This window comes from Paraburkholderia sp. Clong3, from assembly GCF_050436485.1.
GTDB lineage: Bacteria > Pseudomonadota > Gammaproteobacteria > Burkholderiales > Burkholderiaceae > Paraburkholderia > Paraburkholderia tuberum.
On the sequence record NZ_JBNDMH010000003.1, the window covers coordinates 2,363,577 to 2,388,870 of the forward strand.

Annotated in this window: 21 protein-coding genes and 4 pseudogenes; 14 read left to right on the plus strand and 11 right to left on the minus strand. The window is 63.8% G+C overall.

All coding sequences use genetic code 11. From position 1 onward, the window contains the following. Positions 1–17 precede the first annotated feature (17 nt). The 3 genes from OKW30_RS34125 to OKW30_RS34135 are packed head-to-tail and all read right to left on the minus strand — an operon-like array spanning position 18 to position 3,697. A complete protein-coding gene (locus tag OKW30_RS34125; protein WP_429348806.1) occupies positions 18–806 on the minus strand; it encodes an enoyl-CoA hydratase/isomerase family protein in 789 nt (262 codons plus the stop codon). Positions 807–855: 49 nt separating this feature from the next. Beyond that, complete coding sequence (locus tag OKW30_RS34130; RefSeq protein WP_429348807.1) at positions 856–2,463, minus strand: carboxyl transferase domain-containing protein; 1,608 nt, start codon at positions 2,461–2,463, stop codon at positions 856–858. 52 nt (positions 2,464–2,515) lie between these two features. Then, the gene (locus OKW30_RS34135; RefSeq protein ID WP_184062902.1) at positions 2,516–3,697 is read right to left on the minus strand and encodes an isovaleryl-CoA dehydrogenase; all 1,182 of its coding nucleotides are present in this window, start codon (positions 3,695–3,697) and stop codon (positions 2,516–2,518) included. 247 nt (positions 3,698–3,944) lie between these two features. On the opposite strand from OKW30_RS34135, the gene OKW30_RS34140 reads away from it, so the two are divergent. From OKW30_RS34140 to OKW30_RS34150, 3 genes are all read left to right on the plus strand, one after another. Beyond that, complete coding sequence (locus OKW30_RS34140; RefSeq protein ID WP_184062904.1) at positions 3,945–4,682, plus strand: TetR/AcrR family transcriptional regulator; 738 nt, start codon at positions 3,945–3,947, stop codon at positions 4,680–4,682. Between the two features lie 39 nt (positions 4,683–4,721). Further along, complete coding sequence (locus OKW30_RS34145) at positions 4,722–5,645, plus strand: DUF72 domain-containing protein (protein ID WP_429348808.1); 924 nt, start codon at positions 4,722–4,724, stop codon at positions 5,643–5,645. Between the two features lie 263 nt (positions 5,646–5,908). Continuing rightward, positions 5,909–7,027: a 3-deoxy-7-phosphoheptulonate synthase gene (locus OKW30_RS34150; protein ID WP_429348809.1), complete on the plus strand. Its 1,119-nt coding sequence runs from the start codon at positions 5,909–5,911 to the stop codon at positions 7,025–7,027. A 244-nt stretch (positions 7,028–7,271) separates the two neighbouring features. On the opposite strand, the gene OKW30_RS34155 is transcribed toward OKW30_RS34150, so the two are convergent. Further along, positions 7,272–7,550 (minus strand): HU family DNA-binding protein, encoded by a 279-nt coding sequence (locus OKW30_RS34155; protein ID WP_013092091.1) that lies wholly within the window; start codon positions 7,548–7,550, stop codon positions 7,272–7,274. Positions 7,551–7,899: 349 nt separating this feature from the next. On the opposite strand from OKW30_RS34155, the gene OKW30_RS34160 reads away from it, so the two are divergent. Together OKW30_RS34160 and OKW30_RS34165 are read left to right on the plus strand one after the other, a co-directional pair. After that, on the plus strand, positions 7,900–8,283 hold the full coding sequence (locus OKW30_RS34160; RefSeq protein ID WP_429348810.1) for a hypothetical protein: 384 nt from the start codon (positions 7,900–7,902) through the stop codon (positions 8,281–8,283). A gap of 241 nt (positions 8,284–8,524) precedes the next feature. Then, positions 8,525–10,498 carry a putative bifunctional diguanylate cyclase/phosphodiesterase gene (locus tag OKW30_RS34165; protein WP_429348811.1) on the plus strand — a complete coding sequence of 658 codons (1,974 nt, stop codon included), beginning with the start codon at positions 8,525–8,527 and terminating at the stop codon, positions 10,496–10,498. A 27-nt stretch (positions 10,499–10,525) separates the two neighbouring features. On the opposite strand, the gene OKW30_RS34170 is transcribed toward OKW30_RS34165, so the two are convergent. Continuing rightward, on the minus strand, positions 10,526–11,239 hold the full coding sequence (locus OKW30_RS34170; RefSeq protein ID WP_187626466.1) for a DUF899 family protein: 714 nt from the start codon (positions 11,237–11,239) through the stop codon (positions 10,526–10,528). Between the two features lie 286 nt (positions 11,240–11,525). Between OKW30_RS34170 and OKW30_RS34175 the strand changes: the two genes are divergently transcribed. Together OKW30_RS34175 and OKW30_RS34180 are read left to right on the plus strand one after the other, a co-directional pair. Then, complete coding sequence (locus tag OKW30_RS34175; protein WP_429348812.1) at positions 11,526–12,467, plus strand: LysR substrate-binding domain-containing protein; 942 nt, start codon at positions 11,526–11,528, stop codon at positions 12,465–12,467. An 86-nt stretch (positions 12,468–12,553) separates the two neighbouring features. Beyond that, a complete protein-coding gene (locus OKW30_RS34180; RefSeq protein ID WP_429348813.1) occupies positions 12,554–13,834 on the plus strand; it encodes an MFS transporter in 1,281 nt (426 codons plus the stop codon). Between the two features lie 42 nt (positions 13,835–13,876). Here OKW30_RS34180 and OKW30_RS34185 read toward each other — a convergent pair whose 3' ends face one another. Then, positions 13,877–14,482, minus strand: a complete 606-nt coding sequence (locus OKW30_RS34185; RefSeq protein WP_429348814.1) for a peroxidase-related enzyme — start codon at positions 14,480–14,482, stop codon at positions 13,877–13,879. Positions 14,483–14,659: 177 nt separating this feature from the next. Here OKW30_RS34185 and OKW30_RS34190 point away from each other — a divergent pair, with 177 nt between their 5' ends. Continuing rightward, positions 14,660–15,076, plus strand: coding sequence for a cupin domain-containing protein (locus OKW30_RS34190; protein WP_187616330.1), 417 nt, complete (start codon positions 14,660–14,662; stop codon positions 15,074–15,076). A 54-nt stretch (positions 15,077–15,130) separates the two neighbouring features. On the opposite strand, the gene OKW30_RS34195 is transcribed toward OKW30_RS34190, so the two are convergent. Next, positions 15,131–15,253, minus strand: coding sequence for a hypothetical protein (locus OKW30_RS34195; protein ID WP_429292547.1), 123 nt, complete (start codon positions 15,251–15,253; stop codon positions 15,131–15,133). Between OKW30_RS34195 and OKW30_RS34200 the strand changes: the two are divergent. From OKW30_RS34200 to OKW30_RS34220, 5 genes and pseudogenes are all read left to right on the plus strand, one after another. After that, positions 15,215–15,781: pseudogene (locus OKW30_RS34200) on the plus strand (rhodanese-like domain-containing protein); the annotation flags it as partial. The gene OKW30_RS34195 and the pseudogene OKW30_RS34200 sit on opposite strands and share 39 nt — an antisense overlap. Positions 15,782–16,046: 265 nt before the next feature. Beyond that, positions 16,047–16,250: a hypothetical protein gene (locus OKW30_RS34205; RefSeq protein ID WP_429348815.1), complete on the plus strand. Its 204-nt coding sequence runs from the start codon at positions 16,047–16,049 to the stop codon at positions 16,248–16,250. Positions 16,251–16,581: 331 nt separating this feature from the next. Beyond that, positions 16,582–16,830 (plus strand): annotated as a pseudogene (locus OKW30_RS34210) (gamma-glutamyl-gamma-aminobutyrate hydrolase family protein); the annotation flags it as partial. Positions 16,831–16,890: 60 nt separating this feature from the next. Continuing rightward, positions 16,891–18,225 carry a glutamine synthetase family protein gene (locus OKW30_RS34215; RefSeq protein ID WP_184032116.1) on the plus strand — a complete coding sequence of 445 codons (1,335 nt, stop codon included), beginning with the start codon at positions 16,891–16,893 and terminating at the stop codon, positions 18,223–18,225. 50 nt (positions 18,226–18,275) lie between these two features. Continuing rightward, entirely contained in the window at positions 18,276–19,730 is a 1,455-nt protein-coding gene (locus OKW30_RS34220; RefSeq protein WP_429348816.1) for an aspartate aminotransferase family protein, read from the plus strand. 170 nt (positions 19,731–19,900) lie between these two features. On the opposite strand, the gene OKW30_RS34225 is transcribed toward OKW30_RS34220, so the two are convergent. Further along, positions 19,901–21,766 carry an alkaline phosphatase family protein gene (locus OKW30_RS34225; protein WP_429348817.1) on the minus strand — a complete coding sequence of 622 codons (1,866 nt, stop codon included), beginning with the start codon at positions 21,764–21,766 and terminating at the stop codon, positions 19,901–19,903. Between the two features lie 559 nt (positions 21,767–22,325). Between OKW30_RS34225 and OKW30_RS34230 the strand changes: the two genes are divergently transcribed. After that, positions 22,326–23,057 carry a DUF2278 family protein gene (locus OKW30_RS34230; protein WP_429348818.1) on the plus strand — a complete coding sequence of 244 codons (732 nt, stop codon included), beginning with the start codon at positions 22,326–22,328 and terminating at the stop codon, positions 23,055–23,057. 132 nt (positions 23,058–23,189) lie between these two features. Here OKW30_RS34230 and OKW30_RS34235 read toward each other — a convergent pair whose 3' ends face one another. The 3 genes and pseudogenes from OKW30_RS34235 to OKW30_RS34245 all read right to left on the minus strand — a co-directional run. Further along, positions 23,190–24,608 carry an MFS transporter gene (locus OKW30_RS34235; RefSeq protein WP_429348819.1) on the minus strand — a complete coding sequence of 473 codons (1,419 nt, stop codon included), beginning with the start codon at positions 24,606–24,608 and terminating at the stop codon, positions 23,190–23,192. A gap of 127 nt (positions 24,609–24,735) precedes the next feature. After that, a pseudogene (locus OKW30_RS34240) lies at positions 24,736–25,074 on the minus strand (aldehyde dehydrogenase family protein); the annotation flags it as partial. Positions 25,075–25,130: 56 nt separating this feature from the next. Then, positions 25,131–25,268 (minus strand): annotated as a pseudogene (locus tag OKW30_RS34245) (hypothetical protein); the annotation flags it as partial. Positions 25,269–25,294: the final 26 nt, after the last annotated feature.

The following is a 25,294-nucleotide window of genomic DNA, read 5'->3' on the forward strand; positions in this document are numbered from 1 at the left end:
GTTGTTAGCGGAGCATGTCAGTTGCGCCAGCCCGGCGTGCGCTTTTCGAGGAACGACGCCACGCCTTCGCGGCCCTCTGCGCCGGCCCGCGTTTTCGCAATCCGCACGCCGGTGTCCTCGATCAGCGCGTCGCTCAACTCGCGGCCCGCGATGTCCTGCACGAGCCGCTTGCAGGCGCGCACCGCTTGCGGGCCGTTCGCGCACAGCGTCTGCGCGAGTTGCGCGACCGTTGCGTCGAGCTGTTCCGCACTGGTGACCACTTCGCTGACCAGACCCAGTCGCAAGGCGGTCGCGCAGTCGAACGCCTCGGCGGTGAGGAAGTAGCGCCGCGACGCCTGCTCGCCGAGCGCACGAATCACGTATGGCGCGATCGTCGCGGGAATCAGCCCGAGCCGCGCCTCGGAGAGGCAGAAGTGCGCGCTGTCGACCGCGACGACGATATCGCACGCGGCAATCAGGCCCATGCCGCCCGCGTATGCGTCGCCGCTCACGCGCGCGATCACCGGCTTGTTGCAGCGATATACCGCCGACAGCATGCCGGCGAGCCGCATCGCATCGGCGCGGTTCTCGTCGTCCGAGTAGCCGGCCATTTTCTTCATCCAGTTCAGGTCGGCGCCCGCGCAGAACGCCTTGCCGTTCGCGGCGAGCACGACCGCGCGCAGGTCGTCGCGCGTGTCGAGCGCGGTGAATGCGGCGGTCAGCTCGGCGATCATCGTTTCGTTGAACGCGTTGCGCACGTCCGGACGATTGAGCGCGACCGTCGCGATCTGGCCGGCAAACTCGACCTTCAGCGTTTCGTATTGCATGCGTAACACTCCTTTGCCTTACGCGGTCGCATCGCGGTGACGCGGGCCATCACATTCTGAACACGCCGAAACGCGTGTCTTCGATCGGCGCGTTCATCGCCGCCGACAAACCCAGCCCAAGCACGTCGCGAGTTTGCGCGGGGTCGATCACGCCGTCGTCCCACAACCGCGCGCTCGCGTAGTACGGATGGCCCTGATGCTCGTATTGCTCGCGGATCGGCTGCTTGAACGCCTCTTCTTCCTCCGCGCTCCAGTTGCCGCCCTTCGCTTCGATGCCGTCGCGCTTGACGGTGGCGAGCACCGACGCGGCCTGCTCGCCGCCCATCACGGAGATGCGCGCGTTCGGCCACATCCACAGGAAGCGCGGCGAATACGCGCGGCCGCACATGCCATAGTTGCCCGCGCCGAACGAGCCGCCGATGATCACCGTGAACTTCGGCACCTTCGCGGTCGCGACCGCGGTGACCATCTTCGCGCCGTTCCTCGCAATGCCTTCGTTTTCGTACTTGCGGCCGACCATGAAGCCGGTGATGTTCTGCAGAAACACGAGCGGGATCTTGCGCTGGCAGCACAGTTCGATGAAGTGCGTACCCTTCAGCGCCGATTCGGAAAACAGAATGCCGTTGTTCGCGACGATGCCGACCGGATGCCCCCAGATATGCGCGAAGCCGCAGACGAGCGTGGTGCCGTAGCGCGCCTTGAATTCGTCGAACGCGGAATCGTCGACGATACGCGCGATCACTTCGCGGATATCGAACGGCTTGCGCGTGTCGACCGGAATCACGCCGTAGATGCTCTGGGGGTCGTAGCGCGGCGGCTTCGGCTCCTGCAATACGAGCGGCGCCGGCTTCACGCGGTTCAGATGGCCGACGATGCTGCGCGCGATCCCGAGCGCATGCGCATCGTTCTGCGCAAGATGATCGACGACGCCCGACAGACGCGTATGCACGTCGCCGCCGCCGAGATCTTCGGCGCTGACCACTTCGCCGGTCGCGGCTTTGACGAGCGGTGGGCCGCCGAGAAAAATCGTCCCCTGGTTCTTGACGATGATCGACTCGTCGCTCATCGCCGGCACATACGCGCCGCCCGCGGTGCACGAGCCCATCACGACCGCGATCTGCGGAATACCCGCGGCCGACAGATTTGCCTGGTTGTAGAAGATGCGGCCGAAGTGATCGCGATCGGGAAATACGTCGTCCTGATTCGGCAGATTCGCGCCACCCGAGTCGACGAGGTATACGCACGGCAAGCGGTTTTCGCTGGCGATTTCCTGCGCGCGCACGTGCTTCTTCACGGTGACCGGATAGTAGGTGCCGCCCTTCACGGTTGCGTCGTTGCAGACGATCACGCACTCCTGTCCCGCGATCCGGCCGATGCCGGTGATCACGCCGGCGCCCGGCGCATCGTCGTTGTACATGCCGTACGCGGCGAGTTGCGACAGTTCGAGAAACGGCGTGCCCGGATCGAGCAGTTGCGCGATCCGCTCGCGCGGCAGCAGCTTGCCGCGGCTCGTGTGCTTGTCGCGCGCGGCCTGGCCGCCGCCCTGCGCGAGTTGCTCGATCTTCGCGCGCAGATCGGCGACGAGCGCTTCGAGCGCCGCCGCGTTCGCGCGAAAGTCGTCCGAGCGTGGGTTCAGTTTCGATTCGATGATCGGCATGACGTCGCTTCTCCAAAGTGCGGCGTATTGAGGGGGTTCACGCGCGCTTGCATCACAGCGTTTCGGCAAACAGCTCCCGGCCGATCAGCATGCGACGAATCTCGCTCGTGCCCGCGCCAATTTCATAGAGCTTCGCATCGCGCCACAGACGACCGACCGGATACTCGTTGATATAGCCATTGCCGCCGAGAATCTGGATCGCCTCGCCAGCCATCCAGGTCGCCTTTTCGGCCGTGTACAGAATCACGCCCGCGCAGTCCTTGCGGACCTGGCGCACATGGTCGTTGCCGAGCGTGTCGAGTTGGCGGCCCACCGCGTACAGATACGCGCGGCATGCCTGCAGCGTCGTGTACAGATCGGCGACTTTGCCCTGGATCAGCTGGAATTCGCCGATCGACTGGCCGAACTGCTTGCGGTCGTGGATATACGGCACGACCGCGTCCATCACCGCGACCATGATGCCGGTCGGGCCGCCCGCGAGCACCGCGCGCTCGTAGTCGAGACCGCTCATCAGCACTTTGACGCCGCCGTTCAATGCCCCAAGGATATTTTCCTCCGGCACTTCGACGTCCTGGAACACCAGCTCGCCGGTGTGCGAGCCGCGCATGCCGAGCTTGTCGAGCTTCTGCGCGACCGAGAAACCCTTCATGCCCTTCTCGACGATGAACGCGGTGATGCCGCGCGAATTCGCTTCGGGATCGGTCTTTGCATAGACGACCAGGGTGTCGCAGTCGGGGCCGTTGGTGATCCACATCTTGGTGCCGTTCAGCACGTAACGATCGCCCTTCTTCTGGGCGCGCAGCTTCATGCTGACCACGTCCGAGCCCGCGTTCGGCTCGCTCATCGCGAGCGCGCCGACGTGCTCGCCCGACACGAGCTTCGGCAGATACTTGCGCTTCTGCGCGTCGGTGCCGTTGCGATGAATCTGGTTCACGCACAGGTTCGAATGCGCGCCGTACGACAGGCCAACCGATGCCGACGCACGCGAAATTTCCTCCATCGCGACCATATGCGCGGTATAGCCCATGTTCGCGCCGCCGTACTCTTCGGAAACCGTCATGCCGAGCACGCCGAGGTCGCCGAACTTGCGCCACAGGTCCATCGGGAACTGATCGGTGCGATCGATTTCCCCGGCGCGCGGCGCGATTTCTTTGGCGGCGAACGACGCAATGCTGTCGCGCAGCATTTCGATCTCTTCGCCGAGCGGGAACTGCAAACCGGGCAGATTGGGCATTGCGGTGTCTCCTGAGTTCGTGGGCGGCCGCTGGTGGAATGCGAAGCGGCACGCGAAAGCATGTCAACGCGCATTTCACGCCAGATTGACGTAAGCGTCAATAGGTATTTTTGAGTGTTACTCATAAACTTACAAACCCGCATGAGCCGGCCGATTCGGTGCTACGATCGCGTTCATCGGGCACAGACGCAGCGTTCAAACGCCAGCTCGAGCCCCAATCCGCATCACAAATCTGAATTTTACTCATATGACGGTTGCCGAGAAGGCCGGATTACCTGTCTCGCGTCGCCAGCCGGCCGGGCGCAAGTCGCAGCAGCGCGTGAAGGAGATTCTTCAGGCGGGGCGCGACGTGTTCTCCGAAAAGGGCTACGAACGCGCGACGACCGCGGAAATCGCGCAGCGCCTGGGCGTTTCCGAGGCGACGGTGTTCAGCTACTTTCGCGGCAAGCGCGAGTTGTGCGCTCGTGTCATCGGCGATTGGTACGACGAGATCATCGAGGCGATCGAAGCGGGCCTGCCGCGCGACGGCAACGTGCGCCAGCAGTTCGCGTTCATCGTGCGCATGCATCTGCGGCTGATGCTCGTGAATGGCACCGATCTGTGCGCGCTCGTGCTGTCCGAAGGCCGCACGCGGCATCACGAACTGAGCGAAGCGCTGACCGAACTGCAGCGCCGCTACACCGCGCCGTTGATGCGCGTGCTCGCGCAAGGCCAGCAAAGCGGCGAGATTCGCTCCGACATGCCGCTGCGCCTGTTGCGCTCGATGGTGTTCGGCCCGATGGAGCACGTGCTGTGGGACGCGACGCTGACGAACCGGCAGATCGATATCGACGCCACCGCCGATCAGTTGATCGACGTGCTGTGGGTCGCGCTGACGCCGCCCGACCTCGCGCTCGGCGCGTTGCAGCGCTTTCGCGTGGAAGTGGCCGCAGCGAGCCGTCGTTTCGACGAAGCCAGCGCCGCGCGCCGCGAGAAAAGCGGCTAATCTACGAGCTTTCCCGCCGCAGCCCGAAGGAGAGCCCAAGTGCCCGCAGCGACAAGCGCGAAGGAAAGCAACAAGCGAAGCGAGAAGTCTGGCGAAGAACGCGGCGACAAACCGAAAGCCGCAAAGAAAGCGCCAACGAAAAAATCAACCGAAACGTCGTCCAGATCCACGTCCGCCGCACGCATTCGCATCGGCATCGGCGGCTGGACCTATGCGCCGTGGCGCGGGCCGTTTTATCCGGAAGACCTGACGCAAAGCCGCGAACTCGAATATGCGAGCCGGCATCTGACGTCGATCGAAATCAACGGCACGTTCTACGGTTTGCAGAAACCGGCCAGCTATGAGAAGTGGTATCAGGAGACGCCCGACGATTTCGTGTTCTCGCTGAAAGCGCCGCGTTACGCGACCAACCGCAAGGTGCTGGCCGAAGCCGGCGACACGATCGAGCGATTCTTCGCAAGCGGCGTGCTGCTGCTCAAGCAGAAGCTCGGGCCCATCAACTGGCAGTTCGCGCCGACCAAAAAATTCGACGCCGACGATTTCGAGGCCTTTCTGAAGCTGCTGCCCGCGAGCATCGAAGGACAGAAGCTGCGGCACGCGGTCGAGGTTCGTCACGATTCGTTCAGGACACCGGAACTCATCGCCCTGGCGCGCAAGTACAAGGTCGCGGTCGTGCTCGCGGCCGACAGCGAGTATCCGCAGATCGCCGACATCACCGCACCGTTCGTCTACGCGCGCATCATGGGCACGAGCGAACAGCAAGCCAAAGGCTATTCGACGAAAGCGCTCGACGCGTGGGCCGAACGCGCGCGCCAGCTCGCCGCGGGCATCACGCCCGACGATCTCGAGACCTGCGCGGAGCCGCCCGCGAAAGCCGCCACGCGCGACGTCTATCTCTATGTGATCAGCGGCTTCAAGGAGCGCAATCCGGCCGCCGCGATGGCGTTGCTCAAGAAGCTCTGAATCCGCCGCGCCGCCTGCCCGCCGGTCCACCTGCCATGAGGCCGGCGCGGGTGTCATAATCGCGCCAGCGCATCCGTGCGCGGTCGCGTCGGCTTCGCGTCAAGCCCGACGCAAGACCTTGCGTCAAACCTCGCCCGAGGCACGCAGTAACCCAACCCGCACGGTCCACCTCAAACCCACGCGGCGCCCGCACGCCCTCATCGCGGCGGCGCTCGCATAATCAGGCGGCAAGGCCGCCTCATCAACCGATTGCGGAGAACATCTTGAGCGCCCTCGACAATCCCCTGCACGATCAGGAAGTCGGCTCGGCCGACGCCACCCAGGACACCACGCGCATCGACGACGTGCGCATCGGCGCGGTCCGTCCGCTGATTTCCCCCGCGCTGCTGCAGGACGAACTGCCGGTGCCGCCCGCGGTGCAGTCGCTGGTCGAGAAGACTCGCGTCGAAATCGCCAACATTCTGCACAGCCGCGACGACCGGCTCGTGCTGATCGTCGGCCCCTGTTCGATTCACGACCACGACCAGGCGATCGAATACGCGCGCAAGCTGAAGGCCGCCGCCGATCACTACCGGGACGATCTGCTGATCGTGATGCGCGTGTACTTCGAGAAACCGCGCACGACGGTGGGCTGGAAAGGCTACATCAACGATCCGCGTCTGGACGGCAGCTTCCGCATCAACGAAGGCCTGCGTCTCGCCCGGCAATTGCTGCTCGACATCAACGGTCTGGGCCTGCCCACGGCGACCGAGTTTCTCGACCTGTTGAGCCCGCAATACATCGCCGATCTGATCGCGTGGGGTGCGATCGGCGCGCGCACGACCGAGAGCCAGAGTCATCGTCAGCTCGCGTCGGGCCTGAGCTGCCCGATCGGCTTCAAGAACGGCACCGACGGCGGCGTGCAGATCGCCGCCGACGCGATCGTCGCGGCGCGTGCAAGCCACGCGTTCATGGGCATGACGAAAATGGGCATGGCCGCGATCTTCGAAACGCGCGGCAACGACGACGCGCACGTGATCCTGCGCGGCGGCAAGAAAGGGCCGAACTACGACAGCGCGTCGGTGCAGGCGACCTGTGAAGCGCTGAGTTCAGCGGGTCTGCGCGAGCAGGTGATGATCGACTGCTCGCATGCGAACTCGAACAAATCGCACTTGCGGCAGATCGAGGTCGCGGACGATATCGCGCGGCAACTGTCGGAGCGCGAGCGCCGCATCATCGGTGTGATGCTCGAAAGTCATCTGGAAGAAGGCCGTCAGGACCTGAAGGCCGGTGTGCCGTTGCGTTACGGCGTGTCGATCACGGATGCCTGCGTGAGCTGGGCGCAGACCGAACCGGTGCTCGCCACGCTCGCCGAGGCAACCCGCAAGCGTCGCGCGGGCTGACAGGGCAACGCACGGACCGCCCGATCGCGATGGCCGCGGCGGGTCCGCTTCAGACTCGATCGAAGCCGGTCGAGCCCACGAACGCCCGGCTCAAGGAGCCAGACACACGCGCCGCACCAGTTGCCGGCGAATCGCCTGGCCGGGCTGGGCAGCGCGTGATCCTCACGCCCGACGCATCACTCACGCGCGCCTCACAGCGGGGCTGCGGCGCGCATCGCGAATGCTCCGGCGTGAAGCGCGTTGCTTACGACGCGTTGACGGCTTCCTTGAACGCCTTGCCTGCGGTGAACTTCACCGTCTTGGCCGCGGCGATCTGGATCTCTTCGCCCGTCGACGGATTGCGCCCCACGCGTGCCGCGCGCGCGCCGGTCGAGAACGAACCGAAACCGACCAGTTGCACCGTATCGCCGCTCACCACGGCCTTGGTCACTGCCTCGACGATCGCGTCGATGGTCTGGCCGGTTGCCGCCTTGCTTTCGCCCGTCGCTGCGGCGACTGCATCAATCAGTTCCTGTTTGTTCATAGCACTTCCCGTATGGTAATCATGGAACCGGCGCCCTCTGAGGCGCCGGGACCGACACACTAACGCATAGGCGCACCTTCGCGCAAACGCTGGGTGTAAGGCTTGTATCAAGGCGGAGGCGCCGGTTTGACGTTTTTGCGCCCCAAACTGCCATAAGAATCGCGAGCTTATGCGCGCGCGCCGCCTCATGAGCGTTCGCCGCGCATCACAATCCGTTGCAATTTCAGTACTTTAGGTCGCGTTACGCGATCCCGCGCCGGCTTCCCGATGACGATAGCCCTTTTCGCGATGCGCGGGCGCGCCATTTGCGACACATGTCACAAGTTAACTATCGGCAAGACATAAAGAAGTGAGAATTCGCCACTTTGCAACATGCGCGCTGCTCGCCGCGTTGTCGTCGGCGGCGGCCGCGGCCGACGACAACGCGTGCGCGACCCTCGTCGGTGCGACGAACTCCAGCGCCGCGCAGAGCTTTTCGCTACGCGACGGCGAACCGGTCGACTTCCTCGGCGGCGGAAAAACCGTGCACGGCAAGCTGCTCGTGTTCAGCGACGGCGACGTGTTTCGCGCGTACTGGCAGCCGGATGACAGCCCGGAAAAATACGTGCTCGCGAATGCTGGCGCCGACGCGGTCCGGCTCGTCTCGGCCGCGCCGCGTGGCACGCCCGCGCCGGCCGGCCAGCCCGGCACCGCCATGCGGCCGCAGCGGGTGCTGTCGTGCCCCACGCTGTGAGCATGCGCGAAGGCCGCCTTTTGCTCGAGACTCGCGATCGGCATCCGGCACAAACGTCTGGTTCCAGCGCCGCCGACACGCGCCGCCAGGTAGTACTTACCGCCCGACTATCCGTAAGCGCGCAGCCGGGTTCACGGACCCTTGACTGCGATGCTCCGTTACCCCTTTGAGCGCTCAAGTTAATCAGCCTCGCGCCGATATAAACAGCTGCGTTTAGCGCGCAAACGTTAAAGGGATGGCGATGGCTTGGCTTGCGAGATTGAAGAAGGTACTGTCGGTCGCCGAGGGTGACCGGGAGCTGATGCGTGCGCAGTTGCACGCGTTCCGCCGCCAGGTACCGCTTCTCTACTTCATCCTGCTCGTCAACACGGCGGCGGTGGCGGCGACGCATCTGGACAGCGCACCGGCCTGGCTGTCGATATATGTGCCCGGCACGCTCGGCGCGCTGTGTGTGTTTCGCTGCGTGCGCTGGTGGCGCAAACGCAACCATAAGATGACGGACGCTCAGGCGGTCCGCGAATTGCGCGGCGTGACATGGATCGTCGGCGTGTTCGGCGTCGCGTTCAGCGGCTGGTCGGTGCTGCTGTTTCCGTACGGCACCGCCTACCAGCAGGGGCAGGTCGCGTTCTATATGGCGACGACGCTGGTCGGCAGCATGTTCTGCCTGATCCATCTGCGCAAGCCCGCACTTCTGCTGCTTTGCATCGTCATCCTGAGTTTCTCCGGCTTCCTCGTGTCGAGCGGCTCGCCGGTGTTCTTCGCGATGGCCGTCGACATGGCGCTGGTCGGCGTCGCGCTCGCGGCGATCATCCAGCTTTACTGGCGCACGTTTGCAGACGCGGTGCACGCGCAACGCGAACTGCAGGCAAGCCAGCACAACACCCAACGGCTCAGCGACGACAACTACCGGCTCGCCAGCATCGACAGTCTGACCGGCCTGCCGAACCGGCGCAGTTTCTTCGCGGCGCTGAGCGCGATATCGGAGCAGGCGCTCGAAACCGGTGGCGGCTTCAACGTCGGCCTCATCGATCTGGACGGCTTCAAGCAGGTCAACGACATTTACGGTCACGCGAGCGGCGACCTCGTGCTGCAGGAAGTCGGCACGCGGCTCGTGTTGATCGGCGAAACGGGCCTGATGTTCGCGCGTCTGGGCGGCGATGAATTCGGGGTGCTCGTGCGCCACAAGGTGTCGAACGAAGCGCTGGTCGAGTTGGGGCTGCGTATCTGCGATGCGCTCAGCCAGCCTTATCAAGTCGCTGACAATGTCGCGGAGCTGTCGGGCACGATCGGCTGGGCCGCGTTTCCCGACGCGGGCTCGACGGTCGCGCAGGTGTTCGAACGCGCCGACGCCGCGCTCTACGTCGGCAAGGAAAACCGCCGCGGCATGCCGGTGATTTTCTCGACCGAACACGAAACGCAGATGCGGCGTCTAAGCCTCGTCACGCAGGAGCTGCGCCATGCGGACCTCGAAGCGGAGCTGTTCCTCGAGTTCCAGCCGATCTACGATCTGCTCACGCGCCGGCCGATCGGCCTCGAAGCGCTCGGTCGATGGCACAACGCGCGGCTCGGCATGGTCAGGCCGGAGGAATTCATTCGGATTGCAGAGCGGACCGAGCTGATCCTCGGCATCACCGACGTGCTGCTGCGCCAGGCGCTCGCCGAGGTCGCGCACTGGCCCGCCGATCTGTATCTGTCGTTCAACCTGTCCGCGATCGATATCTCGACGTCGGCGCGCGCGCGCCGCCTGATCGACATCGTCGCGGCAAGCGGCGTGTCGCCGCATCGCGTGACGTTCGAAATGACCGAAACCGCGTTGACGCGCGATTTCGAGCAGGCGCACACCGCGATGACGATGCTGAAGCAGGCCGGCTGCCGGCTGTCGCTCGACGATTTCGGCACCGGCTATTCGAGCCTCAGCTACGTGCATCGGCTGCCATTCGACGCGATCAAGATCGACCGCAGCTTCGTGAGCGACGTCGATACCAACAGCGCCTCGAAGAAGATCATCAAATCCGTGATCGACCTATGCCGCAACCTCGGGCTCGAATGCGTGGTCGAAGGACTCGAAACACCGTTGCAGGCCCAGGTCGTGAAGGCGCTCGGCGCGCGCGCGGTGCAGGGCTATCTGTTCAGCCTGCCGATGCGGGCGAGCGCGGTCGGCACGTTTCTGTGGACCGCGCTCGCCCAGAGCCACGCGGCGCAGACGCATTCGTAGCGCTCGATCGCTCCATGGCAGCGCCGCTCAATACGCCAGCTTCGGATACCAGTCGGTGCCACGGCCGCCCGGCGTCATGTCGAGGATCGTCCACAACGGCATCGGATCGGGCGCGCCGCGCGGGTCCTGTCCGGGGTCCGACGTCGACGGCCCCATCTCCTCGGCCCAGAAGTGCCGCACGACGCCGCCCGTGCGCGTGAATACGTTCAGCGCGGGAAGGTCGTCGCCGGCGGGATCTTCGGCCGCGTAATCGCGATTGAACGTGTTGCCGCCCGACGAATACAGCCGCAGATGCCGCCAGCCGCGCTCCTGCTTGAACGCGACGAGCCTGTCGATCGGCGAGCGGCCGACCACCACGAACGCGACGCGCTGCAGGATATCGGGCATTTCGCCGTCCCACGCGCTCAGTAGCGACGTGCACATCGGGCACGGCCGCGCGCGTTGCGGTCCGAACATCCAGTTGTAGGTCACGAGCGTGTCGTGCGCGCCGAACATCTGCGATAGCGTGACCGGACCCGCTTCGCCGTCGAAGCGGTAATCCTCCGGCACGACGCCGCCCGCCGGCAGCGCGCGACGCTGCGCGGCGACACGCTCGATCCGGCGGCGCAGCTCGATCTCCTCGGCGAGCAACGCGTTGCGCGCGCGTCGATATGCGGGGCTCTCGCCCGGAAAGCGCGAGGGCAAGTCGGCCAGTTCGCGGGCCGGTTTCAGCGTATGCATCGAAGTGTTTGCGTCGTTCATCAGTCATCTCCTTGTGAGAAATCGTCAGAAAAACGGACGGAAGACGAGCGGGCATCGTCGCTTTGCCGCCCTTCCTGTAGGGACGACGAACGAGGCCGCGGAAAATCGACAGGCCTCGCCATGATTTTGCAGCGGCGGCTTTTTGCGGCGATTTTGCCGGCGGTTTGACCACCCAGTCGCCAAGCGCCGGCGCAAGGTATGCTTGCGCCAAACAGCAAGCCCATTACACCCGCCAACACCACCCGGCACGCGCGCCACGCACGACGCGGCGCCTTGGGGAACGCACATGCCGCTTCGTCTGCCACCCCTGCCCGCGCTTCGCTTTTTCGAAGCGGCCGGCAGGCATCAAAGTTTCAAGCTCGCCGCCGCCGAGCTGAACGTCACGCCGAGCGCGATCAGTCACGGCATCGTCGGACTCGAGGGAGCGCTCGGCGTCGAACTGTTCGTGCGCGAGCCGCGCGGCATCTCGCTAACGGCGATTGGCGCGGATTATCTGTCGTACGTCTCCGAGGCGTTTTCGCTGATCGCGATCGGCACGCAACGTCTGCCCAATCATCGCGCGGATCGGCCGATCGCGCTCAGCTGCGCGCCGACCTTCGCGTCGCGCTGGCTGCTGCCGCGCCTCGCCGGTTTTCGCGCGCGCTGGCCGCATGTCGTCGTGAGCGTGGACACGTCGCGTCGCCAGGTCGGCTTTCCGGTCGACGGCTTCGACTTTGCGATCCGCATGAGTCGCGCGCCGGTCGCCGGCACGGCATGGACGCGCCTGTTCGGCGAGCGCTTCGTGCCCGTGTGCAGCCCTGCTTATCTGGAAACGCTGCGCGACGAGCACGGTGTCCCGAGCCTGCGACGCGCGACACTGATTCACGTGAACGCCGCGAGTGAAGACTGGCAGGTGTGGCTCGACGCGACCGGCACCGGCGGCATCGATACAGGCGGCGGCTTGCACGTCGACACGATCCAGCTCGCCTTCGAGGCGGCCAGCATGGGCCTCGGCGTCGCGCTCGGCCGCAAGCCGCTGGTCGACGGCGATCTGGCGAGCGGCGCGCTGCTCGAGGCTTGCGCGGCCACCGTCGCATCGACCACCGCCTACTGGCTGGTCAGCGCGGAGAATGCGGACAGCGCGATCCGGCGGCCCGAGCTCGCCGATTTCAAACGTTGGCTCGTCGACGAGGCGGCGGCCTTCGACGCGCATGCGGACGCGGCGGCGGACGAACGTAGCAGCGCATAGGTGAGCCACACTCACCTGTCGTCGAAATCTTTTCCTTTGCCGGCTGCGCGGCGGGCTGCAAGGATGGTGGCCAAGGAGGAGCCGCCATGTCGACGACCCATAGCAAGCAACCCGCCCCCACCCTCGCTCCCGCGACGACCGTCACCACGACGCTCGTGATCATCGCCGGTGCGCTGATCCTGAGCGCCGCGATGGGCATCCGCCAGACCTTCGGCCTGTTCATCGGCCCGTTCTCGTTCGACCGCGGTCTGCCGGTCACGCTGATCGCTTTCGCGATCGCGCTGCACAACCTCGTGTGGGGCTTCGCGCAGCCGTTCGCGGGCGCGGCCGCCGATCGCTATGGCTCGGCGCCGGTCGTCGCGTTCGGCGCTTCGACGTTCGCGGCCGGCCTCGCGCTGTCGGCGGTCGCCCCGAGCGGTGCGCTGCTGGTGACCGGCATGGGATTGCTGGTCGGCATCGGCGTGAGCTGCACGACCTTCGGCGTGGTGTTGCCAGCGGTCGGCCGCGTTGCGTCGCCGGAGAAGCGCAGCGTCGCGATGGGGCTCGTCAGCGCCGGCGGCTCCGCCGGACAGGTGCTGATGGTGCCGCTCGTACAAGGCATCCGGCTGCATTCGGGCATCGCGACATCGCTATTCGTGCTCGCTTTCGCCATGCTGCTGATCGCGCCGCTCGGCATCGTGCTCGACCGGCGTGCGCCGATCCACGCGACGGCTCAGGCGCGGTTCGAGGACGCGCCCGCGGCGCCGCTGCGCGAGGTTCTGTCACAGGCGATGCGCCATCGCGGCTACCGCTTGCTGACGCTCGGCTTCTTCACCTGCGGCTTTCAGCTCGCGTTCATCGCGACGCATCTGCCCGAGTATCTGACGCTGTGTCATATGCCGATCGGGCTGGGCGCCACCGCGCTTGCGCTGATCGGCCTGTTCAACATGGCGGGCAGTTGGGCATGTGGTTGGCTCGGCGGCCGGTTCCGCCAACATCATGTGCTCGGCTGGCTTTATCTGATTCGCAGCGCGACGATCGCCGCATTCTTCGCGCTGCCGAAAAGCGCTGTGTCCGTGGTGATTTTCGCGGCGGTGATGGGCCTCACGTGGCTCGGCACCGTACCGCTGACGAGCGGGCTAGTCGCCAAGGTGTTCGGCACGCGTCACCTCGGCAGCCTGTTCGGCGTGTGCTTTCTGAGCCATCAGATCGGCTCGTTTCTCGGCGCGTGGCTCGGTGGCCTCGTGTTCGATCTGACGGGCTCGTACTCACTGCTATGGGTAGCGACGGTCGCAGCGGGATTGATCGCGGCACTGCTGCATTTCCCGATCGACGACACCGTGGTGATGACGCCCGCGCGGCGCTCATCTCGCCCCGCGCAGGCGTGATGCGAATTGCCGATAGAGATGCTGAAGCGATTCCAGCCGAGGCTACTTTTTCGGTGCATCCGCCGCGGCTTTCGGCACACGCCCCATCAGATGGAACTCGTCGTTCGGACGCATCGAGATCACGTTGGCCATCCGGTTCGACAGCCCGAAAAACGCGGTGATTGCCGCGATGTCCCAGATGTCTTCATCGGTGAAGCCGTGGCCGCGCAGTGTCTGGAAGTCTTCTTCGTCGACCGTGCCCGACGCGCGGCACACCTTCAGCGCGAAATCGAGCATCGCCTTCTGGCGGTCCGTGATGTCGGCCTTGCGGTGATTGACCGCGACCTGATCGGCGAGCAGCGGCGCTTTTTCGTAGATGCGCAGAATCGCGCCGTGGGCGACCACGCAGTAAAGACAATCGTTGACCGCGCTCGTCGCGACCACGATCATCTCCCGCTCGCCTTTCGTTAGACCGCCTTCTTTCAGCATCAACGCATCGTGATAAGCGAAGAACGCGCGGAATTCGTCGGGCCGATGCGCGAGCGTCAGAAACACGTTCGGCACGAAACCCGCTTTCTCCTGCACTTCGAGAATGCGGGCACTGATGTCTTCGGGCCACTCGCTCGGCTCGGGGACCGGGTAGCGGCTGATGGGCTGAAGCGTGGCCATGCGCTGTCTCCGTGATCTCTGTCGGGGTATGCCGACCATTGTAGCAACGCGATTTCGCGGTCGCCCGCGCTTCACCAGGTCCGCTCGATCCCATCCGACATTGCCGCCCGTATCGTCTAGACTTCCAGTTCGGCATGCATGAAGCCGCCCGGCACGGCGGCGACGAAAGGAGCGACCATGTCAAACGTTACGCACGACGCGCGGGCCCCGGTGGTCAAGGTGCGCCCCGAACGGGAAATGGCGACGATGCAGCAGCTGCCCTATTTCGTCGGCATTTCGGCGGGCACCGCGGGCAGCACCGGGCTGTCGATGTACATGGTCGTGGTCCCGCCTGGCGGCCATGCGGAGCCGCACTTTCACGCCGACTACGAGACCGCGATCTATATGCTCGAAGGCAAGATCGAGACGCGCTACGGCCCGGGCTTGCGCGAGTCGGTCATCACCGAGCCGGGCGACTTCCTGTTCATTCCGCCGGGCGTGCCGCATCAGGCGTTCAATCTCGACGCGAACGCCGCGGCGCGCGCGATCGTCGCGCGCAATCACGCGGACGAGCATGAGCGCGTGGTGCCCTATGATCCGTCCGAGGATGCGTGAGCCAACGGGCCTCTTCCCGGACCGCCTCGCCTGAAGCGAGGCAAATCATGCTTCTCACACCGGTTTGATCCACTTGCCGCGCGGCGCATGCAGGCCGCGCCGCGTCGTGCGCCGCGCCCATTCGTCGGTCGCGCGCGGGTGATCGGCGGCGGCGCCCTGCACGACCAGATCGTGCAAATGATGCTGCTCGTGCGACACAACGGCGGCACAATCTTCGATACGTTCGCGGTGATCTTCGCGGCGGTTCTGGTGTATCGCTGGCTGCGCCGCTTGCAGTTTCGTCGCTGGCTCGCGCATACGCGCATTACGCCCGATCAGCTCGACGCGATGATGAAGTCGAACGAACCGCCGCTGATTCTCGACGCGCGCCCGAGCACCGTGCGCGAAAAGGAATCGCACCGCATTGCCGGCGCCCGGCCGCTCGATCTCGAGTCGCCCGATCCGATTCATCCGGAATACCTGAAGCGGCCGATCGTCGTCTATTGCGTGTGTCCCAACGAAGCGACCGCGAAGCGCATCGTCAGGCAATTGCATCGGAAGAACATTCATCATGTGCGCGCGCTGAAGGGCGGTCTCGATGCGTGGGAAAAGCGCGGCTATCCGGTCGAGCCACTGCCGACCGACTTCAATATGGCGATGGCACACATGCTCGAAGACAAGGGCAACGAAGGCGAATACACGGTGCGCGCACGTCTCGCGGAGTGAATGAACAGTAGACGAAACACGCGGCATCACGCTCGATGCCGCTTTGCCAAAATCTAAAAATAAATTGACGGCATTTTTAGCTCGTATATCCTAGCTAGTGGGAGATCTTGTGGGCGGCGCGGCGAATTAAGCTACTACCGTCTAGTACCGTTTCTTCTCGATCAACCCGTGTCCTGTTTCTTCAATATCCGCTGTGGATTCGAAACAGGCCGTTCAATACCCTCAACTACGCCAGTCGAGTGTCATCGTGAGAGTCCGAGGCCCTTTGGTGAATTGGAATCGCAGTCAGGCGCGTTGTACTTGCGCTGACGGCGCCAGCGCCGACGGCAGCAACGGCAGCCTTACGTTTCGCCGCTTTCTGTCCGTCATCACAGTCCTGTCGCGTCGTTCCGTTCGACGCCGCAACGTCCTCTCCACGCGCGCGTTCATCGCGGTGCGCACAGACGAAGTCGCTTCGCTGCTGCCGTAGCGCCTCTCCTCTTTCATCTCTTTTCGCTGCTCGATTCGTCCGTTTGCGCGCGTTTTCGCGAACTGGCTGCTTGCGTCCGCGCGGCACTGACTGATCACCGCGCATCGCGACGGATTCAATCGAACCGCTTCTAATCGGGTAAGCGCTGCGCGTTATTGCGCGGATTCGCCTTGGCGTCGACTCGCCTTCGCGTTTTCCCACCTCGCCGCGCGCGCTATTTAACGCCGTTCACGTGATGTGCGGCGTGCGATCGACACGCCTATTCGTTATGCGAAACCAACCAATAGCAGGAATTACCGCCGATAGAACGATGCTCCGCGCTCATCCGTCGCACGTGGTCGGCGGACTGAACGACCATCGCGGGAACAAGGACGACTCGCTCGACGCGCAATACGCCGCATCGCATTCGATCGTATTGACGCGCGGCGGCATGCTGCAGCGCCTCGCGGGCTGCGCCCACGAAGCGCGGGTCAATTCATTGCACGGTCAGGGCATCGCGCGACTGGGCGTAGACCTCGAGGTCCAAGCCCTCGCGGCGGACGGCCTGATCGAAGCAATCAGCGTCAGTAACGCCCGCGCATGCATACACGAAACCCTGCACACATGACCCAGGTCGCGGACCAGAACAGAGAGAACAATCATGCATGACATCGACGAATTTTTGAAAAAGCATCATGTCACCGAAATCGAAGCAATTATTCCGGACATGGCCGGCATCGCGCGCGGCAAGATCATTCCGCGCAGCAAGTTCGAATCGGGCGAATCGATGCGTCTGCCGCAGGCGGTGATGATCCAGACCGTCACCGGCGACTATCCGCAAAGCGATTCGCTGACCGGCGTCACCGATCCCGATATGGTGTGCGTACCCGACGCGAGCACGATCCGGATGATTCCGTGGGCAGTCGACCCGACCGCGCAGGTGATTCACGATTGCGTGCATTTCGACGGCACCCCGGTCGAAATCTCGCCGCGCTGTGTGTTGCGGCGCGTGCTCGATCTATATAAGGCGCGCGGCTGGAAACCGGTGATCGCGCCGGAGCTCGAGTTCTATCTGGTCGACATGAACCGCGATCCCGATCTGCCGTTGCAACCGCCGGTCGGACGTACGGGTCGCGCGGAAACCGGACGCCAGGCGTATTCGATCGAAGCGGTCAACGAATTCGACCCGTTGTTCGAAGACATCTACGAGTACTGCGACGTGCAGGAACTCGAAGTCGATACGCTGATACACGAAGTCGGCGCCGCGCAGATGGAAATCAACTTCATGCACGGCGATCCGCTCAAGCTCGCGGACAGTGTGTTTCTCTTCAAGCGCACCGTGCGCGAAGCGGCGTTGCGTCACAAGATGTACGCGACTTTCATGGCGAAGCCGATGGAAGGTGAGCCGGGCTCGGCGATGCACATGCATCAAAGCCTCGTCGATATGGAAACCGGCCGCAACCTCTTCACCGCCGCCGACGGCGAGCCGACCTCGCTGTTCACCGGCTTTATCGCCGGCTTGCAGAAATACACGCCGGCGCTGATGCCGATCTTCGCGCCGTACATCAATTCGTACCGGCGTCTGTCGCGCTTCATGGCCGCGCCGATCAATGTCGCGTGGGGTTATGACAATCGCACGGTCGGCTTCCGGGTTCCGCATTCCGCGCCGGTCGCGCGCCGCATCGAGAACCGGATTCCGGGTGTCGATTGCAATCCGTATCTGGCGATTGCCGCGACCTTGGCGGCGGGCTATCTCGGCATCACGCAGCGGCTCGCCGCGACCGAACCGCTGGCGAGCGACGGCTATGCCCTGCCCTATCAATTACCGCGCAATCTCGAAGAAGGCTTGACGTCGATGAGCGCGTGCGAGCCGATTGCCGAAGTACTCGGCGAGCAGTTCGTCCGAGCGTATCTCGCCTTGAAAGAGACCGAATACGAAGCGTTTTTCCGCGTGATCAGTTCGTGGGAACGCCGGCACTTGCTGCTGCACGTTTGAGTGCTGCGGGCCAATCGGTCAATGAGAACCTTGAAAAGACGGAGGGCAGTATGAGCTATAAGACTGAAGACGTGACGTATGCGGAAAAGGAAACGTCGCAGCATGGCGGCACGAAAGACGCGCCGACCTCGCAAGCCACATCGCGCAGCACCGCCGAATACCGCGCGCTCGATGCCGCGCATCACATCCATCCGTTCTCGGATATGGGCTCGCTCAATCGCGCGGGTTCTCGCGTGATCGTCAAGGCGCAAGGCGTGTACCTGTGGGACTCGGAGGGCAACAAGATCATCGACGGCATGGCGGGACTGTGGTGCGTGAACGTCGGCTACGGCCGCCAGGAACTGGCCGACGCCGCATTCCGGCAGATGCGGGAACTGCCGTACTACAACACGTTCTTCAAGACGACGCATCCGCCCGTGATTGAACTGTCTGCCCTGCTCGCCGAACTGACGCCCGCCCCATTCAATCACTTCTTCTACTGCAACAGCGGCTCGGAAGGCAACGACACCGTGCTGCGCATCGTCCATCAATACTGGGCGACGCAACGACAGCCCGCGAGGAAGTTCGTCATCGCGCGCAAAAACGCTTATCACGGGTCGACGATCGCGGGCGGCACGCTCGGCGGCATGGCTTATATGCACGAGCAGATGCCATCGAAAGTCGAGAACATCGTACATATCGATCAGCCCTATTTCTTCGGCGAAGCGGCAAGCGATCAGACGGCGGAAGAATTCGCACTGGCTCGCGCGGGGCAGCTCGAAGCGAAGATTCTCGAACTCGGTGCGGACAATGTCGCCGCATTTATCGGTGAGCCTTTCCAGGGAGCGGGCGGCGTGATTTTTCCGGCTGACACGTATTGGCCGGAAATCGAGCGCATTTGCCGCAAGTACGACGTGCTGCTCGTCGCGGACGAAGTGATCGGCGGCTTCGGCCGAACCGGCGAATGGTTCGCGCATCAGCACTTCGGCTTCGAGCCGGACCTGATCACGCTCGCGAAGGGACTGACGAGCGGTTACGTGCCGATGGGGGCTGTCGGTCTACATGATCGCGTCGCCCGCGCACTGATCGACAACGGTGACTTCAATCATGGCCTCACCTACTCCGGGCATCCGGTCGCGGCGGCCGTCGCGCTTGCGAATCTGAAACTGCTGCGCGACGAGAGGATCGTGGAGCGCGTCAAAGCGGATACGGGTCCGTACTTTCAGAACAAACTGCGTGAGACGTTCGCCGGTCATCCTATCGTTGGCGAGATCAGCGGCGCGGGCCTCGTGGCGGGCGTGCAACTCGCCGAGAAGCCGCTCGGGCGCAAGCGCTTCGCGAATGGCGGCGATGTCGGTACGATGTGCCGCGACTTCTGCTTCAACGGCAATCTGATCATGCGCGCGAGCGGCGACCGGATGTTGCTGTCGCCGCCGCTCGTGGTCAGCCGGCCGGAAATCGACGAAATCGTCTCGAAGGCAGAAGCGGCGATCGATGCGACCGCGCGGCAGGTGGGCATCCGATAGCACTGCGTGGTTGCGATTCAGTTTCCCTCAGCCCTCGAGTGCCCGCACAGCCTTCAAATCGCCCATCAGCCGCAGGATCGCACCAATCATCTGCCCCCCGTGACCGCCGCCGGAACGCGCGGCGGTCCTACTTTACGTTGTACCGGTCGCGCGAGCGTTCCAGGTTATGGTCAGAAAGGCCACCAGCCCTTACCGCCGTTGCCTGCATCATGGTCCGGTTGCGACCCGTCATGATGCCCGTGCGTGTCGGAGTCCCGGTCGAAGTCGAAAAGATCGAACAGGTCGCCGATCGCGGGCGCATTGACCGGCACGTATGGGTTATCGCTGTACTGGACCGGGTTCGGCAAGTTGTCACGACTACGTCCGGTAATCGGTGGCAGCCCCCAGTTGCGTTCGATGAACTTGACCAATGACGCGTGATCCGCATAGCCGTGCGAAATGCGCCCGCCAGCGGAATACTTCGACACTGCGATCATCGGGATACGCGAGCCGTCACCGAAGTAGTCGACGGGCTGCACATAGCCGGAATCGTAGTAGCCGCCGCCCTCGTCGGTGGTGATGAGGATCGCCGTAGTGGCCCATAGCTTCGGATCGCTCTTCACCGCGTCGACCAGTTTTCGCACGAATGCCTCGTAAAGCCCAAACTTCGACGATGTCGGATGCCCATCGAGCAGTCCGCCAGGCTTCACGAACGACACAGCTGGCAGCTTGCCCGCCTGGATATCCGCGTACAGGTCTGGCAAGTCCGCAAGATGTGTGTCCCGGACGTGCTTGTTCGTCATGATCGACGTCTCGTACAGGAACGGATTGCAGATGTTGCAGTAGACGCTTGTCGACGGATCCTTGATGAAGCTGTTCCAGCCCTCCCCGTAGTACTTCCACGGGATCTTGCGATCAAGCAGCGTGTCTCCGACGGTGCGCACGGGTGACGGGGGGATCGTGAACGGCGACTTCGTTGTGTCGAGCACCGTGCCGTCGCCGTTATATCCCGGGTTGTAATTGTTGAGCAGGTAATAGTGCTTCGGCGCGCAGTTCGGCTTGGGATCGTAGGGCAGCGATTCAAGGTATTGGCGGATCGCGCCGACGCCGGGCTGGCCCGGGTCCGAACAGTTGCTATAGCTGCCCCCCGAGTAACCGTCCTGGGTGTACCAATTGTTGGTGCCGGCCAACGGATCAGGGTTCTCGATCTGATCCGACGGCGGCGTTGCCGCATTGCCGCTGCCGTCGGTATAGTAGTACGCATCAGCCGCACCGATCATGATGCTGTTCGCCCCGGTTCCGCCCATCACCGGTTGGTGATAGTTATCGCTCATCGCGTATTGCTGGGCCAGTTTCGTGAAGTACGGCATGTCGCCGTTGTTCACGTTGTAGAAGCCGAGCGCATTCGAGCCTTCGCCGGTGGTCTGATCGGTAAATGGCGTCGGTTGCGGCTTGCCGTTGCTGCCCGCGCCGATGGTGGTTTCCACCCAGGCGAACAGATCGCCGAGGCACCCGCTCGGATTCTCGCGGCTCGCATGTGCGACGGCACAATCCGCTTGCTGCCACGCCTGATAGAAGCGGTGCACCGGACCGCCCATGTACGCATCGTAGAGTGGCGGCTGCAACAGATATGGACCGCTCGGCAACGCGTTGTAGTTTGCCACCCGCGAATCCTTTACATCCTTCGGCAGTCCTGTCGCGCCGCTCAGCAACTGATCGATGTCGGACGCCTCGAGTGCCGTGCCTTCGGCATGCGCGGCCGCATCGTGAGTCGCGAAAGGTGGCGGACTTGCGTCGCTGGCCGCCGTCGGCGCACCGCCGGTATTGGGGGCCGGCAGCGGCATGTACAAGGTTTTGTTCGGCGGGGCTAACGCAAATTTTGCCGGTCCAACCAATTGCGCTTCGTATTGCTGCGCCTTGTTGAAGTTCGGGCCCGGCGAACCATCAGCATTGACGATGCCCCGCGACAGCAGATTCCACACTGATTGGCCTTGCGGGGGTTGGTAGGTGCCGAACACGTGGTCGAACGTTCGGTTTTCGCCGACAACGATGATCACATGCTTGATTGGCGTTAGGGTCTGGGCCGCATGATCGTCCCTTGCCGCAGACACCCCTGTGGGCATCGTAGCGAATGCGAGCGCGGCCGCTCCCGCAACTGCTGACATCGAAAGTCGTAGGTACAGCTTATTGCATCGTTGTGACAGGTGGAATGTCGCCATTTGCCGTCTCCTTACCGTTGGTTACAACGGTAAGACCTTAGGGTTCCTTCATGAACATGGAGAGTCGCTCGCATTACAGTTGGCTGTCGTCGGACTGCCTGCACGCATTGCGTCCACGATAGGGCGATTGATTACTGACAAGTGTCCGAAACGGCCGAACCATGGCTATGAATGGCCGGTTATCGACGTCGGCGGCATGACATTTGCGCTGGTCGAATGGGCTCGATGGGCGGCCGGGTTCGCTACGGCTCGTTGATGATTGCTCGCACACCGCAATAGCGGTGGGATAAAAACATTGCAACCGTATGACAGCGGGCGCGGTTGTTTATCGACGTGTAGCACCGTATGCTTGGATACGTCGCTTTCCGTTCGTCAACTTCGAGAAGGTCATTCAGTCATGAACGAATACTGCATGTTCAAGGGAAAACTGCTGCGCGCGGCGCCCTTCAAAGATTCGTATATAGGCAGTCCGCACTATGTGATCACGGTGACTGGCAACGACAACACACCATTCAACATCGTCGTCAATTCGGCGTCGACGCAACCGGGCGCAAGCGGCAACGACGACGTGTACTTCTATGCCGATCTGAACTTCGCCGATCCACTCACCGCGAAACTGCAGCCCCTGAACCTCGGCCTCTACACGAGCGGCTTTCCACGGCTCGATTACTTCCAGGACAGCAGCCTGCTCGACATTCACCGCATGCGGCCCGTCCCCTACGAGGATCAAAACGGCAACCGCGCCGACGTCAACGACATCATCGACGAAATCCTCACCATCGACGAAAGCAAGCCGTCGCAAAGTCTGCCCTACGACAACGGCAGCGGCCAGTTGCACAACCGCGATTTCTGGACACCGACCACCGCGGGCATCGTGGTCTATGGGTTCGGCTTTCTGTTTCTGCCGAAGAAGGACGGTCTTCACGAGACTCACATGAATCAGGGCAATCCGCGCGGCCCGCATTACAACGAAAACGGCGCGTTCCAGGACGGCGCGGTGATCGTGCAGCGCGCCGATGGGTTTGCCGCGATGTTTACCGCGTTTCAGACACAGTATTTGCCGACCAATGCGGCCGGCAATCCGGCGGCGAATGCAGTGGCGTTGCCCGTTTATATTCAGCGAGGTTGATAGCGTCGCTCGTGCATGGGGCAAGTGGAAACCGCCGCGATGCGCGAGAAACAGGTTCTTGCAAAGGGGAAAATCAGATCGCGTGCAAAAGTCCCTCGCGATACGAACGCACCGCGAGAGACGTCGCGTCGATCAGCGCGCGCTCGCGGCGCCTCGACGCGGAATATGCCGCTGCACCACCGCCAGCGCGATCAGCACGATGACCATTGCGATACCGAGCATCAGCAGATAGCCCGACGCGCCACCGGCCGTGATCACCGCGGCACCAGCGAATGCGCTCAGAATCGCGCCGACGCGGCCGAACGCGAGTGCCGACGCGGTGCCCGTCGCCCGCACGCTGGTCGGATAGACGTATGCGCACAGCGCGTACATCGTCGATTGCACCGCATTGACGAACAGCCCGTGCAAGCCGAGACCGACGATCATCAACGCCGTATGCTTCGTCGCGCCGACGCCGAGCAGCATCCATGCACTCGCGACGCCGCCCGCGCAGCACAGCAGCAGCGGCCAGCGCGAGCCGTAGCGCCCGATCGCCAGCGCGCACAGCACCGCGCCGATTACGCCGCCGAGGTTGTACGCGCTCAGGCCATAGCCCGCGAGCGACACGCTCAAACCCTCACTCGTCAGCATCGACGGCAGCCAGCTGAACGCCGCATACACGGCGAGCAGGCACATGAAGAACGCGCCCCAGATCGCGACGGTGTCGCGCGAACGGCCATCGCGGAACAGCGCGGCAAAGCCGACGTGTTTCTCAGCGCTTTGTTCGCGCACATCGGTGAAGCTCGCATCGGCCGACACGTCGCGCGCCATGCGCCGCAGCAGCTTCACGAGTTCGGGCCAGCGATGCGGACGGCGTGCCAGAAAACGCGGCGATTCCGGCAGCGCCGCGAGCAGGACGATGGCGAGCACGAGCGGCAGCACACCACCCGCTACGAACAGACCGCGCCAGCCATACACCGGCAGCACCTGGCCGGCGAACAATCCGGCGACCATACCGCCCAGCGGCACGCACAGAATGGTCGCCGTCACCGCGAAGGTACGAAAACGCGCGGGCGTGAACTCGGCGGTCAGCGTGGTCGACGTCGGCAGCGCGCCGCCGATGCCGAGCCCCGCGATAAAGCGCAGCGCCGCAATGGCCGCGACGTTCGGCGCGAGACTGATCGCGCAGGTCGCCAGGCCGAACACGAACACGCTGCCGATCACCGCCCAGCGGCGGCCGAAGCGATCGGCGAACAGCCCCGCGAACGCGCTGCCGATACCCATGCCGACCAGCCCCGACGCAACCACCGGCGCAAACGCGTTGCGCGTGATGCCCCACTCCTTGATCAGCATCGGAATCGCGAAGCCGATCAACTGGCTGTCGAAGCCGTCGACGACGATCGACAGCGCCGCGAGCACCACCGCGATTTTCTGCAGCAACGTGTAGGGGCCGTCGTCGAGTGCATGACCGATGTCGACCGTGTTGCCGCCGCGCGCGATGCCGGCGGGCGCCGCGTCGTCGCGCGCGGTCGCGGTCGAGGCCGCGGCCGAAGCGGGAGGAACGAAACTCATGAACCTGTCTCCGTTGTTTGCGCTGCACGCGCGTTGTTCGATTTTTTTTGCTGTCGGCAGTACGGTGCGACGCGATGGCCCGCTTCGGCGAGCTGGCCGCCGAACAGCGAGCCCATCGCGACGCTCCTCATCGGAACGGATAGTGACGCGGCGTCGTTTGCAGCGTGACCCAGCGCAGATCGGTGAATTCCGCGATCCCCGCCTTGCCGCCGAAGCGGCCGAAGCCACTTGCCTTCACGCCGCCGAACGGCATCTGCGCTTCGTCGTGCACGGTCGGGCCGTTCACGTGACAAATGCCCGACTCGATGCATTTAGCGACGTTCAGCGCGCGCGCCGTGTCGCGGCTGAACACCGCCGCCGACAGGCCGTATTCGTTGTCGTTCGCACACGCGATTGCGGCCTCCTCGCCACGCACGCGCACGATCGGCTTGACCGGCCCGAACGATTCGTCGTGATAGATGCGCATGTCTCGCTCGGTCCGAGCGCGGACCACACCGGAAATGCGGCCGCGGCGGCATCGGCGGCGGCGACGGCATCTTCGACGGTCGCGGCCGGCGCGCGCGTCGCGACTTCGCCGTCGAGCGGACTGCGGCGCTCGAAGGTCGCGCCGTTGCGCGCCTGTGTCTGCTCGCCGCCGATCAGCATCGATACGTTTTTCATCGTAGGTCTCTCTCCTTTTCGTGAAT